Source organism: Streptomyces sp. NPDC058086 (genome assembly GCF_042885015.1).
Classification (GTDB): Bacteria; Actinomycetota; Actinomycetes; order Streptomycetales; family Streptomycetaceae; genus Streptomyces.
Genome location: NZ_JBHVST010000155.1, coordinates 1 through 17,483, shown reverse-complemented (window position 1 = coordinate 17,483; position 17,483 = coordinate 1). Strand labels below are relative to the sequence as shown.

15 protein-coding genes are annotated in these 17,483 nt (G+C 68.5%); 5 read left to right on the top strand and 10 right to left on the bottom strand.

The genetic code is table 11. The annotated features are described in order from the left end of the window. The first annotated feature begins 412 nt into the window (after window positions 1–412). Both ACFVWD_RS53160 and ACFVWD_RS53155 read left to right on the top strand, forming a co-directional pair. Window positions 413–973, top strand: a complete 561-nt coding sequence (locus ACFVWD_RS53160; protein WP_389605958.1) for a hypothetical protein — start codon at window positions 413–415, stop codon at window positions 971–973. 23 nt (window positions 974–996) lie between these two features. Next, entirely contained in the window at window positions 997–3,507 is a 2,511-nt protein-coding gene (locus ACFVWD_RS53155) for a Helicase associated domain protein (protein WP_389605956.1), read from the top strand. Between the two features lie 250 nt (window positions 3,508–3,757). On the opposite strand, the gene ACFVWD_RS53150 is transcribed toward ACFVWD_RS53155, so the two are convergent. Further along, the gene (locus tag ACFVWD_RS53150) at window positions 3,758–4,651 is read right to left on the bottom strand and encodes a hypothetical protein (protein ID WP_389605954.1); all 894 of its coding nucleotides are present in this window, start codon (window positions 4,649–4,651) and stop codon (window positions 3,758–3,760) included. 737 nt (window positions 4,652–5,388) lie between these two features. On the opposite strand from ACFVWD_RS53150, the gene ACFVWD_RS53145 reads away from it, so the two are divergent. Further along, window positions 5,389–6,429 (top strand): S8 family serine peptidase, encoded by a 1,041-nt coding sequence (locus ACFVWD_RS53145; protein WP_389605952.1) that lies wholly within the window; start codon window positions 5,389–5,391, stop codon window positions 6,427–6,429. Between the two features lie 324 nt (window positions 6,430–6,753). On the opposite strand, the gene ACFVWD_RS53140 is transcribed toward ACFVWD_RS53145, so the two are convergent. Continuing rightward, a complete protein-coding gene (locus ACFVWD_RS53140) occupies window positions 6,754–8,064 on the bottom strand; it encodes an alpha/beta fold hydrolase (RefSeq protein ID WP_389605950.1) in 1,311 nt (436 codons plus the stop codon). Window positions 8,065–8,121: 57 nt separating this feature from the next. On the opposite strand from ACFVWD_RS53140, the gene ACFVWD_RS53135 reads away from it, so the two are divergent. Continuing rightward, entirely contained in the window at window positions 8,122–8,673 is a 552-nt protein-coding gene (locus ACFVWD_RS53135) for a helix-turn-helix domain-containing protein (RefSeq protein ID WP_389605949.1), read from the top strand. Between the two features lie 93 nt (window positions 8,674–8,766). Here the strand turns inward: ACFVWD_RS53135 and ACFVWD_RS53130 are convergent, their stop codons facing one another. Further along, window positions 8,767–9,330, bottom strand: coding sequence for a hypothetical protein (locus tag ACFVWD_RS53130; RefSeq protein WP_389605947.1), 564 nt, complete (start codon window positions 9,328–9,330; stop codon window positions 8,767–8,769). A gap of 249 nt (window positions 9,331–9,579) precedes the next feature. On the opposite strand from ACFVWD_RS53130, the gene ACFVWD_RS53125 reads away from it, so the two are divergent. Beyond that, window positions 9,580–10,290 carry a hypothetical protein gene (locus tag ACFVWD_RS53125; protein ID WP_389605945.1) on the top strand — a complete coding sequence of 237 codons (711 nt, stop codon included), beginning with the start codon at window positions 9,580–9,582 and terminating at the stop codon, window positions 10,288–10,290. Window positions 10,291–10,681: 391 nt separating this feature from the next. Here the strand turns inward: ACFVWD_RS53125 and ACFVWD_RS53120 are convergent, their stop codons facing one another. From ACFVWD_RS53120 to phoU, 7 genes are all read right to left on the bottom strand, one after another. Next, window positions 10,682–11,140, bottom strand: coding sequence for a PH domain-containing protein (locus ACFVWD_RS53120; protein WP_389605944.1), 459 nt, complete (start codon window positions 11,138–11,140; stop codon window positions 10,682–10,684). A 208-nt stretch (window positions 11,141–11,348) separates the two neighbouring features. Continuing rightward, entirely contained in the window at window positions 11,349–11,978 is a 630-nt protein-coding gene (locus ACFVWD_RS53115; protein ID WP_389605943.1) for a hypothetical protein, read from the bottom strand. A 704-nt stretch (window positions 11,979–12,682) separates the two neighbouring features. Continuing rightward, a complete protein-coding gene (locus ACFVWD_RS53110; RefSeq protein ID WP_389605942.1) occupies window positions 12,683–13,936 on the bottom strand; it encodes a hypothetical protein in 1,254 nt (417 codons plus the stop codon). A 110-nt stretch (window positions 13,937–14,046) separates the two neighbouring features. Next, complete coding sequence (locus ACFVWD_RS53105; protein WP_389605940.1) at window positions 14,047–14,397, bottom strand: hypothetical protein; 351 nt, start codon at window positions 14,395–14,397, stop codon at window positions 14,047–14,049. Between the two features lie 5 nt (window positions 14,398–14,402). After that, on the bottom strand, window positions 14,403–15,122 hold the full coding sequence (locus ACFVWD_RS53100) for a hypothetical protein (RefSeq protein ID WP_389605938.1): 720 nt from the start codon (window positions 15,120–15,122) through the stop codon (window positions 14,403–14,405). Between the two features lie 86 nt (window positions 15,123–15,208). After that, window positions 15,209–15,583 carry a PadR family transcriptional regulator gene (locus ACFVWD_RS53095; RefSeq protein WP_389605936.1) on the bottom strand — a complete coding sequence of 125 codons (375 nt, stop codon included), beginning with the start codon at window positions 15,581–15,583 and terminating at the stop codon, window positions 15,209–15,211. Between the two features lie 889 nt (window positions 15,584–16,472). Next, a complete protein-coding gene (gene phoU, locus ACFVWD_RS53090; RefSeq protein ID WP_389605935.1) occupies window positions 16,473–17,144 on the bottom strand; it encodes a phosphate signaling complex protein PhoU in 672 nt (223 codons plus the stop codon). Window positions 17,145–17,483 lie beyond the last annotated feature (339 nt).

Sequence of the window (17,483 nt, the reverse complement as noted above, 5' to 3'; positions counted from 1 at the left end):
CTCCGGTGCTGCGCACCGGAGTTGCGCTCCCCGCTCCGCGGGGAGCGCTGGCGGCTCGCTGCGCTCCCCGCTCAATTCGCTGGCTTCGCCAGCGAATTGACATCCCTTCCGCTTCGCTCCAGGGATGAACGGCCGCTCTGCGGCCGGAGCCGGTCTCGGCCCGGCTGGTGGCCTCCGCTGCGCTCCAGTCACCCCCGCACTCCGTGCGGTTGGCGCGCCACGCTCCGCGCGGCCCGCTGGCTGGCAGTAAGGGCCGGTTGGGGTGGGTCTCTTCATGGGGAGCGGAAGTGATGCCTAGTCATGTGGACCTGCTCGAACTTGACGATGGGTCAGTGTTGAAGATGGTGCATCAAAAGTGTCTGCTGATAGACTCTGGAATTATTGCAACCCAACGGATGGGCGGTCATTGGTCGTGAATGACACCGTGTATCTGCGTGAGTGGGGTGAGGATATGGCTCGGCTCGCGAACGCATTCTCGGCCGGCTTCCAAGCTGCCCAGGGTTACCCACCCGGAGAGCACGAGGTACGTCTCGTCTCCGCTGAGGAGGGTGCGGCCGCTGTCGCACTGCTCGTTCACGCAGGAGCGGCCGAGGTACTCCGGGAGTACTACGCCCAGCTCGGCTCTGTCGTCCTGCCTGATCTCGGCCGTGGCATCTGGATCGATGACGCCTCCTCCCTCCTGTCCCAGACCGAGGCCGGCAACTACCCCAAGAAGCTTGCCGGGGCCGTTCATGACACCGTGACAGTGTTCGGCACGGACGGCGGAGGAGGCATGTACGCGGTCAGCCACACCAGCGGCGCGATCTACCACCTCACGCTCGGCGCCCTCACCGGCAACAGCTACGACCTCGACGCCGGCGGCTACCGCTGCACAGCCACCGGCCTCCGAGACTTCCTCGAGCAGCTGCGCACCGACCTCACCAGAGCGGTCCTGGCGCAGCAGGCCGCACACCCACGACGGGGACGACAATAATCCGCAGAAGAAAGGACGCTTCGGTGGAAAAGAAAACCCTCCGTCCCCACCAGAGGGAAGCCGTCGACGCCATTGTCAAGGCGCTCGAATTCTCTGCAAGATCTCTTGTGCCTGAGCGCGGGCTCCGGACTCAGGTGATCATGGCCACCGGATCCGGCAAGACCCTCGTCGCCGCCCGCAGCGCGCAGGAGCTCCACGCGGGACGCGTACTGGTCCTCGTACCCTCGCTGGACCTGCTCGCCCAGACCGAGGCCGCCTGGCGCGAGGGCGGACGCACGGGCCCGATGATCGGAGTGTCCTCGCTGCGCGGCGAGGAGGTGGGCTTCCCCAACACCACGGACGTGGACGAGCTGGTGGAGTGGACCCGCTCCCTGGACAAAGTCACCGTGTTCGCCACGTACGCCTCCCTCGGCCTCGGCACCCTGGAGGGCGCGCACACCGCGGGCCTCACGGGCTGGGACCTGATCGTGATCGACGAGGCGCACCGGGTTTCCGGCCGGATCGGGAAGCCCTGGGCCGTCGTCCACGACAACACCCGGATCCCGTCGCTGCGCCGGCTCTACATGACCGCCACGCCGCGCCTGTGGCAGCTCGGGGACGAGGACCAGGAGGGCGCGCCGGGCGAGCTCGTGGCGAGCATGGACGACTCCCCGGACTCCCCGTTCGGCAGCCGCTGCCACACGCTGACGCTGTCGGACGCTATCGACCGGGGCATCTGTGCCCCCTACCAGGTGGTGTGCCTAGACGTCACCGACACCCAGCTCCAGGCCGCGCAGCTTCTGGGCGCCGAAGCACGGTCCGAGCAGGTGCGCGGGGCCCGGCTCGCCGCACTCCAGACCGCGCTGGTGAAGGCGTCGGCGGAGGAGTCCTTCCGGCGCACCCTCGTCTTCCACCATGTCGTGAAGGAGGCCGAGGCATTCGCAGCCGGCCTCCCGGACGTCGCCGCGCAGCTGCACGCCTCCGACCCCGAGCTGTACCCGAGCACGATCTGGGCCAACTGGCTCTGCGGCGAGCACAAGCCCCTGCACCGCCGCCGCGTGCTGGACGAGTTCGCCGACGGCATCGCCACCGACGGCACCGTCGTGGAAAATAGCTACCTCGGGTCCGTGAAGGTCCTCGGAGAAGGCGTTGATACATCCCGATGTGACTCCGTGTACTTCGCAGACGTCCGCGGCTCCATGCCCGACCTCGTTCAAGCCGTCGGCCGCGCACTGCGCATGCAACCCGGCGAAGGCAAGATGGCCTCCCTCGTAGTGCCGGTACTCCTGGGCCCCGGCGAGACCCCCGACAACATGCTCACCAGCCGGGCGTACGGCGGGCTCGCCAAGCTCCTCGAGGCACTGCGCGCGCACGACGCCCGCATCGTTGAGCAGCTCGCCGAGCCACAGGCCCCCAGCCGGTCCCCCAAAGGCCGCGAACGGGGAGCCGAGAGGGAGCCAGGCACAGCGTGGGAGGGCGTCAGCGGTGACGCCAAAGCACTCCTGAAGTTCTCCACACCACGCGACCCCGCGCAGCTGGCGGCGTTCATCAACCTGCGGGTCCTCAACCCCGAACACGAACACTGGCGCCGGGGCGTGGAAGCCGCCGTGATCTACGCCCGCGAACACAGCGACCTGCGCGTGCCGTTCACGTACCGCATCCCGACCGGGCAGGAAGCGGCGGCGGAAGGATGGCCGGCCTCGCTCGCGAACTTCCCGCTGGGGCAATGGGTGGCCGACGCCCGCCGGTTCTACGCCCGCGGCGACATGGACCAAGACCGCGCCGTGCAGCTGGAGAAGCTCGGCATGGTCTGGAGCCACTTCGACGTCGCCTGGGAAGAAGGCCTCACTGCCGCCCGCGGATGGGCCGCGAAGGCGGGCCACCTCCTTGCCCCGCTCGACGCCACACACCAGGGCTACAGGGTCGGGATCTGGCTGAAGAACCAGCGGGCCGCCGCCCGCAAGGCAATGGACATCGAGCAGCAGCGCGCCGAGGGACTGCCGGTCCAGTCGGTGTCCGGCGCGCTGTCGGAGGACCGGCGCGAGCAACTGGAGGAGATCGACCCATCGTGGTGCCCCACCTGGCCCGTGGAGTGGCAGCGCGCCTTCCACCTCACCCGGCAGCACCTGGACGACGGCGGTGCACTACCGGCCAAGCCGGGCGACGTCGTACACCAAGGCGAGGATCTCGGACGGTGGGTACGCGCCCAACGGCTCGGCTTCGACAAACTCACCACCGTCCAGCAGTGGATGTGCGAACACATCCTCGGAATCGAACCCGCCACCGAGGAGGAGAAACCGAAGCCGCGCCGTACACAGGCCGACAAATGGGCACTCAACTTCACCGCCGCCCAGCAGTTCTACGAGCGCGAGGGACACCTCCAGGTGCCCAGGAAGCACGTAGAGACCATCGTGATCGGCGGTGACGGTGGCGGCGACCATGAGGGGCAGCAGATCAAGCTGGGCGCCTGGATCAGCAACCAACGCTCCCGAGCCGCGACACTCACCCCAGAACGAGTCGAGCAACTGTCACAGATCGGCATGCGCTGGGCATAGAGCCGTCGCACACCAAGCAACCGCTGAGCCCGGCCAGGCACGGACCGGATGGCCGCGCGGCGTGGGCCGAGATACGGAACGTGCAGAACTTCCGGGGCCCTTCGGTCAGTACATGCGGTGGGGCACTCGTTCCCGCTTTCTGTAGCCAGGCGGTTGGGGATGGCGTCCCGCCACGTGGTGTAGGGGATCAAGACACCGGAATCCGCAGGCCAGGGGCGCCGACCATGCCCGATCGGATGTCCAACTCGCCTTACCGGGACGCTTCGTGGGCTGCAGTCTCCAAAGATCGCCACGGGTCTCGAACCGGAACGCGTAGCGCTTGATCCCCTACACCACGTCGCGGGACACGACCCGGTTGGGGGCAACCCCTCATGTCTTCCTCAGCGATGTACCAGGGGGTGCTGTGGTGGGCATTGCTGAGGGGCCACACGGTGGGTGGCGGTGACTTTTGGCGGGTGTTCTTACGCCGCTTGGGGCGTGGTGGCTGGGGCGGGCGGAGCTTGCACTGTTCCGCAAAGTCGGTCAGGCGCGGCAGCCCTGTCGAGCCTAGGAGGTCGGTGAAGAGGCGGTCGCTCCTGCTGCCAGTGGTGAGGAAATGGGTGAACATCGCGGCCCGTAGGAGGGGGCGTGCCCAGTCCGGCACGGAGTGGGTCATGCAGCCCTGGCGGGTGTTCCTGCGGTCGTGGAGCATCAGCGTGCTGGCGTCCAGTGCGGCATCAGTGACGCGGGCAGTGTCCAGCTGGGTCATCGAGGCGGCCGTGAAGCAGGCCGTGGCCAGTTCGGCCGCGAGGTGCGGGTGCGCGGTGGTGGCGTGGAGGCGGCGGGCGATCTGGCTCTCGGCGAGAGGGGTCAGCGCGGGAGGGGTGAAGCCGCGCTCGCTGGCTGTCGGTGCCCGGCAGGAGCAGCGGTCGCTGTCGTCGATGGACTGCAGTGTGGTGAGGGCCGGCAGGTTGATCCAGCGCCGTGACAGTGCGGCTGGCGGGCTGTCCTCACTCTCGCTGGCGGCTTCCCCGTAGGACAGGACCGCGTCCGCGTCCGCGGGCTGGTGGTCCGTACGGCTCAGGGCCCGCTCCAGGGCAGCAGGCGTCTTCCGGTGATGGCACACCAAGGCAAGGCGCAGCCCCGTCCTGGCGCGCAGGGCCATCAGCTCGCCCAGACAGCGGGGGTCGAGGAGGTGGGCGCGCAGAACGGTCAGGCAGGTGATGGGGAGGGCGAGGATCCAGGCGGAGCACAGGGTCCAGACGGGTCAGGGGTCGAGGGGGCGGTAGCCGGTCAGGGGTACGGGTTTGTCGAGGGCAGCGAGGATGTCGTAGGCAAGGGTGAGGGTGGAGTCGGTTCCTGGGGTCGGGTGGATGGTGACGCGGCCCTCGGAGGGGTTGTGGGCAGCCAGAGCTGCCCGGGTGTGGGCGGCCGTGTCGCGGGTGTGGCGGTCTTCTTCTGCTGTACGGGTGGTTTCCGTACGCCATCCGACGGGTGATCAGGCACCGCTCGGACCGGTCTCGCACTCGGGCGCCGACAGTGGGCGCCGCGGCAGACGCCGCTACGGGTTGCGCGGACCGGCGGGAAGAGCCGGGAGGGACGGGCCAAGGACGCGAGCCCAAAGGTCAGGCGGCGACAGCCCGCCCGAGCACGGTGCCGCCCGTCCGGCCCTTGAGGAGTGTCATGTTCCGCGCCCGTCCGATCCGGTCGCTGCTGGCCGCTGCCTTCGTGCTAGTGGGCTTGGCAGCAGCTTCGGCGACCGCCCAGCCCCAGAGCTCGGCAGCCGGCCACCGTCCAGCGACCGTCCAGGCCCACGGCTCGGCAGCTGGCCAGCCCAAACCACGGGCCTCCGTGCGTGTTTGTCGCCCGACATCCAATTGGCATCGGGCGGCCTGTCTGGCCATGCTCAATCCCAACTTCAAGCCCGTTGCCTCCCTTCCACCGGGCGCGATGCCACCGGGCCTCAGCCCGTTCGACATCCGCAGTGCCTACAAGCTGTCCGGCACCAACGGCAGAAGCCGCACAGTGGCCATCAACGTCGCCTTCCACAACCCCAACCTTGAAAGCGACCTGGCCGTCTACCGCCGCCAGTTCCACCTCCCGCCGTGCACCAAGGCCAACGGCTGCCTCCGCGTGATCAACCAGAACGGTGGCACCACCCCGCCGTCTGCCACAGACCCCGAATGGGCATTTGAGTCGTCCATCGACGTGGACGCCGTGAGCGCCGCCTGCCCGGGCTGCCGCATCCTGGTCGTCGAAGACGACGAAAACTCCGTCCCCAGCTTGTTCGCCGGGGTCGACCAGGCCTTCGCTCAGGGCGCGAAGTTCATCTCCAACAGTTGGTACCTGCCGGAGGCTTCGTTCGAGGGCGACTTCGACTTCCACTTCAATCACCCGGGCGTGGCCTTCACCTTCGCCTCGGGTGACAACGGAGGCGTTACGCAGTATCCGGCCGCATCCCCCTACGTCACCGGCGTGGGCGGGACCACGCTGACCCGTGCGCACAACCGTCGCGGCTGGACAGAAAGCGCCTGGAACGGCACCGGGTGCGGCTGTTCCCTCTTCGAGCCCAAGCCGGCCTTCCAGCACGACACCATCTGCACCAACCGCACCATCGCCGACATCTCCGCCGTCGCCGCAGGCTTCGCGGTGTACGACACGTTCCCCACGCCCTTCGGCGCCACCGGCTGGGTCGTCGCCGACGGCACCAGCGTCTCCGCCCCGCTGATCGCCGGGATGTACGCCCTGGCCGGTAACCCCGCCCCTGGCACCTTCCCCAACTCCTACCCCTACGCACACCCGCAGGACTTCTTCGACATCACCACCGGCACTGCGGGGTCCTTCTCCGCGATCCCGGGATACGACGCCCCCACCGGTATCGGCACTCCCGACGGCGTTGCCGGGCTGCGCGCCCCCTCGGGCGGGTGGTACGGCGCCGCCTGATCGAGACATCCAGCCGGGAAAGACACCGACGGTGACAGGGTCGCGCACTCGCCTCCCCGCTCTCCGACCGCTATGAGGCAGGCAGCAGGTCCTGAACCCGACGCCTGCAAGTGAAAATCCACGGCCACGAGCAGGCACCGCGCAGCAAAACGGCCCCCGACCGTCTCACCTGGTCAGGGGCCGTACAACGCGGCATGGAGCAATTGTCAAGAGTTGTGGATTGAGTAGCGGGTGGCTACCAAAGCTTCTCCCAGTCGGCCCAGGTGAGTTCGTACTCGGCCTCCGGCCTTTCGAGTCGACCCGAGGGCGCGCCGGAGCCCGTGATCAGCTTCGGCGGCGTCTGGCCGTGGCCGTGGGAAGGAATCGAGTGAGATTCCCGCGGTTTGGTGCCAGCCACTGTGCGATGTCGGTGACGACGGCAGGGTCGACGTGTTGGGGCGCGTCATAGTCGGTCGGCGTGGATGGTCCTTCGCCGGGGAAGAATAGGTGGTCGTCGGCGTCGTAGATGCGGATCGTGACATCCGGGCGGTGGGCGAGGCCACGCCTCCACCGTGCGAGGTCGTCGTCGACGGTCACTTGGTAGTCGCGTCCTCCTTGGAGAATGAGCATCGGTTTGTCCACGCCGGCCGCGGCGGAGACCGGGTCGTATCCGCGCATGTCCAGCCAGTACGGTGCTGGGAAGCCGAATGGCAGGTCCTCGGCTCGCGTCGCGGCAGACAACTCCGGGCTGTCGACGCGTGCGGCCTGATCGGCGGCGATGGCGACGGCGGCCTCGATGTCAGGGCCGGGGTTCACGGTGGAGAGGTAGCGGGTGACCCGGATGGCGGCGTGATGCATCGGCTGGGCGTCCCCGGCCAGGATCACCAGGCCGGCGACGGACGGTTCGGCGGCTGCTACGCGCGGCGCTACCTTGCCGCCCATGCTGTGGCCCAGCAGGAAGACTCGTGTGGCGTCCACGGCCGGGTGGCGGTGGAGCAGGTGGATGGCGGCGACGGTATGCGGCACGTACTCGTCCGACATGGTGAAATCGGGCGCGGAGGCGACGTCCGGGTGTGTGTGGGTGACCTTGTCGAACCGCAGCACGGCTACGCCTTGGTTGGCCAGTCCCCAGGCCAGGTCCTTCAGCGGCTTGTTCGGTCCGCTGGTCTCGTCGCGGTCGAAGGGGCCGCCGCCGCTGAGGAGTACGACGCCGGGCCGCGGGCCGCGCCTGCGGGGCAGCGTGAGCGTGCCGGGCACGGCGAGTGGGCCGGTGCCGACGGTGACCTCCTGCTCGGTGAACCCGCTCCGGGTCGCGTAGGGCGGCGGTGTCCAGGAGATGGTGGACGGGGGCGCGAGGCGCAGGCCGTGCAGCATGCCGGTTTCGTCCACCGACATGACCACGGTCAGGCCCCCGTGTTCGCAGGTCACCGGGATGCTCACGCGGACGAGGCCAGGCTCGCGCTGTTCGGTCGTCGGTTGCCCGAGCTCCGAGATCGATCCTTTCGCGCCCGTCTCGGTCGCCCAGGCCGTCCGCAGCGTTTCCGCGGACACGACTGCTCGCAGCCGCGGGGCGAAAAGCTCTTCGATCTCGGTGAAGCGCCCGCTGCGTGCCAGGCCGACGACCCGCGTCGCACTCTGTACCGGACTCGGTTCCATCCCCCGCCACCTTTCTCATTTTTTGCGAACGGTAGCAGATTGCGAGAAGGTTGGCTCATGGACACATTGGAACTCCTGGCGCATCCGGTGCGGCTGCGGATCGTGCACGCCATGCGTAGCGGGCGGATGCTGACCACGTCCCAGTTGTGCACGCTGGTGCCGGACGTATCGAAGGCGATGGTCTACCGGCACGTCGACCTGCTCTCCAAGGGCGGAATCCTCGAAGTGGCTGAGGAGCGGCGGGTGCGGGGCGCGGTGGAACGGGCCTTTCGCCTGCGCGAGGACCGGGCGGTCATCGACGCCGACACGGTCAAGTCACTCTCGCTCGACGATCACCGCGGCGCGTTCGCCGTCGCACTCGCCGTGCTGGCCGCCGAGTTCAATGCCTACCTCGAACAGGAGCACGCCGACCCGGCCGCGGATCTGGTCGGCTACCGCCAGCACGCCGTCTGGCTCAGCCGCGACGAACTCCACGAGCTGATCAGTGAGTTGCGCAGCGCGATCGCACCCCGTCTGGCCAACCACCCCACAAGTGACCGCGCGCGATACCTGCTCAGCCCAATCCTCTTTCCGAACGAGGAACCGCCCACGGACTCAGCCACCGCTTAAAGCTCCGACGTGTGGTCAGGCTGCGGCCACCTCCTCGCGCTCGACCAAGACGCCGTTCTCGGTCGGCGTCCTTCACTGCGACGAGCGCCAGGTTCAGGTCCGCCTTCGCCTTGGCTCCCTCGATGCCGAACGCCCAGGCCCGCACTCGCTTCTCGCCGCGCACCGCGGCAACACGCCGTGCGCGGTCCCCTGACGCGACCACGTCTTCCGCGCACGCCGTCGCATCTGGCGGCGCTTGAACCGCAGGTAGCCGCGGCGTCCCTCACGGGTGCGCAGCTGCGGGTTGATCCACGGCCTGTCCCCCTCGGGGTCTTCGCTTACCTCCCACTCCTGGGCGGTGTAGACGGTGCCCTCGACACTCCGGGAGTGCTCGGGCTCCGACTCGCCGTCCTCGTCCGGGTCATCCGCTGGCGCTTCTGGCGTGGTCGGCGCCTTGGTGACCGTGAAGCTCGGAAACTCGCGCGGCATGGGCAGCACCAGCGTCTCGTCGGTCTGCTCTGCCAGCGCGGCCTCCACGGCGGTGCGCATGGAGATCGTCTCGCCGTGCATGAGGGCGTTGAAGACCGGCTCCATGTCCTCGACGAGCCGGATGAGGACGTCGCGGGCGCGGGAGCCCTGGTCCGGGCCCACTACGCCGAGCCGCTCCAGCTCGTTCATCCGCCCCCGGGGCTCCGCACCCACGGCTGCCACGGGCGGTCAGCTGTATCGGCTCGCAGACTTCCTCCAAGCCCCCGCTCCCGTCGTCGCTCGGGCCCTCGGCTACCACGCCAAGACCACCCCTCACCTGGTCGTCGAAGCAGGTGGAACCTGGAGCCGATACGCCCTGGGCGATCACCGAAGGTGAGTCCCAACCGCGAACTCATGCGGCCCCGGCTGTCCTGGCAGCCCAGCCGCTACCTTCCTCACATGGAACGGGCCATCATCCTGAGCAGCCTCGCCGCGAGTGGAGCTGACACCGCCCCGCAGCGGCTCACCGAACTTGCCACCGAACTCGGCATACCGGCCGCCGACCTTCTCGTTGTCGCAGGCCACCCGGTGCCGGCGGAACTCCTTCCCCCGGAGCGCGACGCCAGGGTCATGAGGCATTTCGCATACCGCGTCAGTTACTGCGACCACTCGCAGCTGGCCGCGCTGGAGGCTTTCGTCCGCTCGCTGCCCCGCGTCGCCGCTCCAGAACCCTTCGTGCAGCCGGCGTGGCCGGGCCGCCGTCCCGCCGAGGCCAGGGTTGCCGCCGTGCTCGGCGCGCTGATCCGCAATCGCGGCTTCGGCATCCGGGACCTGCCGTTCATGGGACTGTCCCTCAGCACGCTGCACGGGATGGTGTGGCGCTGGGACTCGAGTCCGCACCGCCGGCAGCAGCTATCTGCCGTAGCAGGTCCGCTGGGCTGGACCCTGCCCGATCTCTTCGCGGTCGCCGATGAGCCGTACTCGGAGGAACTCCGCCCGATGCTGCACTGCCACCACCTCGGGCGGGTGTTCGCGGCGGCCGTCCCCTTGACCATCGCACAGCTGATCGAGATTGCGGGGGAAGCGGATCGACTGAGCGTGCGTGAGGACCACGGCGTATGGCAGCCCGTCTCGCAGGGCTTTGCCGAGGAGTGCCCGGACTTCCCCTGACAGCAAGGGCTGCCTTGGTGTCTTCTGGCATGGTCGGGCGCCTTCGCACGTTGTCCGCGCCAGGCAACGGTAGTCCTGGCGATCGACGTCCGCCGAGCTCGCGCTGATCACTCAGCGCGAGCCCCATTTGGACTCGGCCGCGAATAGGCGACACCTGAACATGCGAGCTCACCAGTCCCGGGGCCGGGAAAGCTGAACGACAGTGCCAGGCTCGCGGGCTAGCCCCGAACGTGGTCGTGGCCCGTGGAGAACGGGCGGCTGCTGCGCACCCAGATCGACCACGTCCTGGTGAGCTGGGACTTCCAGGTGAACTCGGCGCACTTCGTCTCGCTGCCGGGCTCGGACCATCGGGGTCTCGTCGTCGAGCTGGCTGCACGCGGAATCCAGGTAGTCATGGGGTGCCGGGCCTGTAGTGAAGGTGTGCTGCGCGCAGGTCGCGCAACTGGTCCTCGAAGCTGAACGCGTCCACGGAGCCGGCGTACGGCACCGGAAGCCAGACGGCTTCGCCGCTGCGCAGCTTGGCCACGACACGGAGGTTGTGGGTGCTGAGGCGGCGGTCGCCGGCTTGTACCCGCACGTCCTCGAAGCGGTCGATCTCGTCCCATTCCAGTCGGTGCCACCGCAGCACCGTGCGGTACCGCAGCCCGTCCTGGCCCGCCTCCAGGCGGCGCCCGAGGAACCCGAAAGCCGTTATCAGGGTCCCCGCAGCGAGGACCGAGGAGCAGCCCACCCACTGGTCGCGCCCCGGAACACCGAGACCGGCCGCGACCCCTGCCCCGATCGCCGCCAGCGCGGCCAGCAGTCGCCCAGCGTGCGGACGCGCCCATGATGCGGAAGGACAGCTCAGCATTGCTTGTCATCCTCATGATCCTTCCAGTCACCTGCCGCCGTGCGTACATCCCGTCAGACCGCAAGCTGCCGGTTCTCGTGAACAAAGCCATGCGAGTCCTTGCCTCATCAGATCCAGTCGCCGTGCAAAGCAAGCGGATGTGACTAGACCCTGACGTGCAATCCGCTTCGCACGAGGAGCGCGATCCGATTCAGATCCAGCACGGCGCTCAACTCGGCGTACGCGGAAGGCTCACGAGCCGAAATGGCTGACCTGCCAGGTCAGCCATCACGACGCCTGACTGGCCATTGCAGAGCCAGTGCACTCCCACATGCCACGTGACATCGCCTGGTGTACTGCTGGTGACCCTGAGGATGAACCGCTCGGGGTCCAGGTGCGAGACGGTGTAAGGGAAGTTCGGTACGCCGTCGGTCGGCCGTGCGGTGGGTGCCGGGTCGCTCAGGTCGGCTTCGAAGGTGCGCAACTCTTGCGACGCCATGGGCGCAGGGGCCGGAGGCTGCCCGACGTAGTCGATGCGGGGAACGGCGCCAATTGATTCCACGTGCAGGTCTATTTTGCTGATGATCACGGCACGATCAACGCTCGCCTCGACGGTCAGATGCACAGCGGCGGACCCCAGAGCTACCCAGCCGGGAGATTCGCGCCGCGCTGTCATGTCCTCGGGCACAGGGCCGACGTGTCCTTCAAGTGGGCTGGCCTGATGAGCATTCACGATGAGAGGAGGAGACTGGGTGGGCGCCAGCACGACGTCACGGCCGAGTGTGATGGCCTTATCAGCACTGCGCACCACGAGGCCGCCGAGAGCTGAGGCGAGCCCCGCGAGGACCGCTGCCACCATCCACTTGCCAATCCCCGGTACGGCGACAACTGCACCAACCGCGGCAAGCAATAAGACGACGACGCCAGCTCGCAACCAGAATCGACGAGACCCCACTGCTCCCCTTTCGTTCCCTCTGGAAGGCACCGTACTGCTGGCCCTCCGGCGCAGCGACTGGATTGGCTGACACGCGCCTAGCTTCGTTGAGAACGGACAGCTCAGACGGCCTGGTACGCCACGTACCAGGAACTCGCCGACACCTCGCCCGCCCACGGCACCACCGCTCACCGGCGACGCCTGCAGGAGCTGTCCCGGCGCATCGCCGGACACCCGTACTGGCAGACTGCGGCCGGAACGCCGGGGACCCGGATGGCACTGAAGGAGCTCGCCCGGGCAAAGGCGCAATCGTGACGCGCGGCACCGGCTGACAGCCTGCCGCTGAGCGGCAGAGTGCGCTGCTGCGCGCCCACCGCGAGTGGATCGCCGCGTACGGGGGAACCAGGAGCGCCAATCACCCCGGTCGGCCTCGGCCTTGCCGATCCCCTAGCTCAAGAACGAATTGGGACCTTGACTCCGCAGGATCTGGGCCTGCCGGTCCCGGCCAGCAGGGAGAACGACAGCATCGGACTGTCCATCGGCCCCGACCCATTGGGGTCCCTCATGCCACCGCTGCCGCTATTCAGCCCCGGCAGCATCGTGCGGACACGCGACGTTGGCCCGCGGCGTCAGGAGGAACCGGCGTCCGTGGTGTAGGTCAGAACCACGCATCCGTCGTGCCCCTCTGTGCCGGGGTTGGAAGGCACCTGATGGCCGGCATTGGATGCGCCGGCGTTGCCGGCGCCGATTCCTCCTTGGCCGCCCATGCCGGCGGCTGGGCAGCTTTCGGGGGACTGGGGGGCCTCAGCGCCGTGGCCGCCCCGACCGCGATAGTTGGTAGATCCGGCCTCGCCGCCCTCGCCGCCGTTGCCCGGGGTGATGGTGCGTTCGGTGCCGGCGCACCGGCTTGCCGCTTCGCCGCCGCCCCCTCCTCCGCGGGTGCCGTTGCCGCTCATGAGCCAATTGGATGCATTGCCGCCGGGCCCCTCCCAGCCGTGCTCGGCGGATGCCAGGATCCCGCCGGTACCGACGGTGGTGTCGGTACCGTTCCTGCCCCAGCCACCGTGGTCGTCGCTTCCGCCCTTGCCTCCCGATCCGCCGCTGCCGACTGTGAGGGGGATCTCCGATCCGCTCTTGACGGAGATGAGGCACGACACCACGGCCGAGCTGCCGCCACCGCCGCCTCCGCCGCCGCTCAGGGACCCGCCGTCGTTGCCACCGCTACCGCCTCCTCCCCCACCGCCGCCCAGAGCCACGATGCGGATATGGCTGACGCCCTTCGGCACGGTGAAGGTGTGCTTGCCGACTGAGGCAAACGTCTGCACCTGGGCAGCAGATGCCGCGGACGCGGTACCCGGCGACAGCAATGACGCGGCCGCCATCGCGGACACCAGAACCGCGCGCCGCGGCCTGGAAGATGGAATGAATTTCATGAACAACTCCCTGAAGATCGATTCGGACATCGCAAGGTTCTCCACCTGCACCCGTGTCCCAAGCGCTTTCACGCACGATTCGATCTTTCGGGGCCCCTCGAACTGGTGCCAGCCACCTTCTCGCTTGGGTGCAGCTACTACTCGGACCCCGAGATCCGGCTGCTTGCTCGATTGCGCCCGGTCCCCGGTGCTGGGTGGTGGCCGTTGCCGATGCTCTCGGGGCTCGCCGGCGGCGTTGCCCGTCACGCGGTCACGGGCGGCAATGCCGCCCATCGACTGCGCACCCTCCTGGCAGACGCGGGCGTGAACAGTCAGGAGAGCGAAGCCCTGATCGCGGCTGTTGCGGCCGGGCCGGTCCAGGACGCGTGCTGTGAGGTCATCGAGTGGGCCTTGGGCGTGCCTGCGGGCAGCAGTGATGAGTTCGCTGCGGGCTGGTCGGGAGGCGTTCATGCGGCGGAAGCAGAGATGGAGCGGATCGCCTCCTGTACCGCGTGTCCGCTCATCGTCAGCTGGACGGCGAGGATCAAGCGGACCCTCGAGGCTTCACGACGTGTTCGCTGTCAGGTGAGGCCGTCGTTGGTGGCGTCGCCAGGGTGTTGCCCATCGCGGTCAAGTCCGGTGGTGCCCCGGGAGAGGTCCCCCGACGACTCCCTCGTGCGGACGTTCGCACGCGGCAGCGCCGGAGTTCCGGGAGATGTCGGCGGGGGCTGGGTAACCGGGGTACGGGCCGCCTGGATCAGATCGACCATCCGGCGGGTGCGGCCAGTATCGACCAGTACCCATACCAGCAGCGCCGCAACCGCCACGACCGGCAGACCGAGTACTACCGCAGCCGGCCAGCCGCCGACCACCGCCCCTCCCACCCCCGTGGCCGCCCCCACCCCGGCACCCACTGCAGTCCTGGCACTCACCGCACTCAGCTCCCACCCGCCGTGCGCCGACGTCCCTCACCGATACTGCGCCGCACCGGCCATGCACCCATGAGTGTCCGCATCGCGTGAACCGTCTGTTGGCGCCGCCGACCGGCATCCCCCGCGAGATCCCACAACTCCCCCCGCCACTCCTCCCTGTACCGCGCCTGCTCCCCCACTGGCACCACTCGCACCGCCAAACCCACCAACCATCCTGCGCACCACGCCACCCGTACCGGCACATCACCAGGCTGCGGGTCAGCCCCCTGCACCTCAAGAGCCGTGATGAGCCTCGCGGCCACCCGCCAAACACCATCAAAACCACGGACAAGCCCGTGGAGCAGTGCGAGGAACACACCGAGGGCGGAAGAGGCTGCGGCAATGTCGCCGAACGATCCGAAGACGCAGCCGATGCCGAGGACCAGGCCCGGGGCAAGGCCGAGGCTGCGCATGAGGCCGAGACCGCAGGTGCGGGCGCGGGCGCCGGCCAGGCCAAGAACGAGCCCGAAGCCGACGCTGAGGGCAAGGAAGTAGAGCAGGCCGCCAACAAGGCCGCCGACGCTGTCATCAAAATAGGTGACCATGCCCCCAACGAGCCCGCCGACAAAGCCAACGCCCGCGCAGAGGGTGAAACCGCGGACGAAACCGAGACTGCGGGTGAGACCGAGACTGCCGAGGACACGAGCAAGACGCAGGCCGCCGACGCAGCCACCGATCATGGCCATGACCACAACCGTGTGTCCCGCACTCAGCCAGAGGGCCAGACAGGGGACCAGACAGAGACAGAAAACGAGACCACCACGTGCGCGGTTCACGAGGCCGTCCCTATGGCAAACCCCGGCTGCTGGGCACGCAGCGCACTGCGCTTTGCAGAGGCCACCGCAAGAGCGCTCCGTGCCCGCTCCACGCCATCGGGGTTGAGCCGGTAGTACCGGCGCCGCGGCCGGCCCTGCTCACTCGGATCGGCATCCTCCCACCGGGATTCCAGCCATCCCGCCGACCCCAACCTGGCCAGGATCGGATGGATCGTGCCCGACGGCAGCTCCGCCGCAGAACAGATCTGCAACCCGTACAACTCCTCGGCTGGATCCACCAGCAACGCCCGCAACACCGCTTGTGTCTGCGGCGTCATCCGCATCGCACGCGGACTCGGCGGCTCCTCGTCCTTACTCTTCTTCTCAACCATGCTCTATCTCTACCAAGGGCTAGGTAGAGATAAACTTTGCATGTATACCACCCCAGGTCTGCGCATGGAGGGGCGGTCTTGCAGCCGTGCCAGGCCAGCTGACCATCCCCCGTTGCGGTCCGTGTCCTGTCGCTGTGATGTCCGGGCAGTCTCGGAGATCTCCGGGCATTTGGTGGGGTGTCTCGGTCTTCTCCAGGTACGTGCAGACTACGGCCGGAACGCCGGCGGCCCGGATGGCGCTGAAGGGGCTCGCCTGGGCGAAGGCGCAGTCGTGACGCGCGGCACCGGCTGACAGCCTGCACTGCGCGCCCACCGCGGGCGGATCGCCGCGTACGGGAAGGAACCAGGAGCGCCAACCACCCCAGCCGGCCCCCGCCTTGCCGATCCCCGGCGGGGCGGAAGGGTCCGTAACCACCTGCCGGACGGCCCGTTGCCCAAGCGAGCCTGACGACGTGCCCACCGTACGACGCCAGGCTTCCCGCTATCCTCCGGCCAAGGGCCGCCCTTACGATGATCACCGTGACCACCCGCCGCACCCTTGGCACCGGCCCCGAGGCTTCGGTGTGGGATCGAATTCTTGACCGCGGGTGTTCGTTGGTGCCGGGTGGTGCTGCCCTCGCAGGTCAGTGCCGCCCGGCATGACCATCGGTCCTGGCCGTGACGACTTGTGCTCCGCCATCCGCTCACGCACCGCGCACGCGCGGCGTCCGTGCTTGGGGGCTTGGGCCGAGGTGTCGACCGGTCCGGATCGTCGCCGTGAGCAGGGCGACGGTCCGCTGGGCCTCTTCGCTGGCTGGACGGCAGCTCACTCGGAGGGGAAGCCCGGCCTCGCCCTGTTCAAGGATCGCGCTTACCAGGACGCAACGGCAGAGATCACACACTCACCACGTCAGGCCACTGGCCCGTCGGTTGGCAGCTCATCCGCGTGTTCACCCGTGACCAGGTAGACCACGCGCTGGGCCACCGATACCGCGTGGTCGGCGAACCGCTCGTAGTAGCGGCCGACCAGCGTGACGTCCACGGCTGTCTCCACCCCGTGCTGCCACCGGTCGTCCATCAGGTGCTGGAAGAGCATGCGGTGCAGCTCGTCCATGCGGTCGTCGTCCCTCTCCAGCTGGAGTGCCGCGTCGACGTCCTGGGTGATGACCACCTCAGCGGCCTGCGCCATCAGGCGCTGCGCGAGCTGGCCCATCTCCAGGATCGTGCGGCGCAGATCGCGCGGCACCGCCCGCTGGGGATAGCGCATCCGGGCCAGCTTGGCCACATGCTGGGCCAGGACTCCGCAGCGTTCCAGGTCCGCGCTCATGCGCAGCGAGGTGACGACGACCCGCAGATCCGTGGCGACCGGCTGCTGCCGTGCCAGTACCGCGATCGCCCGGTTCTCCAGGTCACGCTGGAGATCATCGACCTTCTCGTCGGCGGAGATCACGCTCTCGGCAAGCCGCAGATCGCCATCCAGGAGAGCGGTCGTGGCCAGGCCGATGGCCGAGCCGACCAGGTTCGCCATCTCCACCAGGCCGTCACTGATCGAATCCAGCTCCTCGTGATAGGCCTTCCTCATCGCCAACACCTCACCGTCCAGTCGTGACGTCGCCAGCCTCCACCCGTTGCCAGGCTCACACACCACGCACGGGTCACCAGCCGTGCCACCTGCAATCCGACGGGATCAAGCCACGACTCCACAACCAGGAAACATCGGCGCCGCCACACCACGCCGAGGCACCCGCCTGATCTGCACCGACTTACCGATCACGCCGACGGGCAGGCGGCGGATCTACGGCGAGCGTGTCTGAAAGATCGTGTAGGTCCGTGATGTGGAAGCCTGGCCCGGGGCTCGCCCTCGGGCCCTCGGGCCGGGCGGATCGGACGAGTCATGGCAGACAAAGACGAAGCGGCCGCG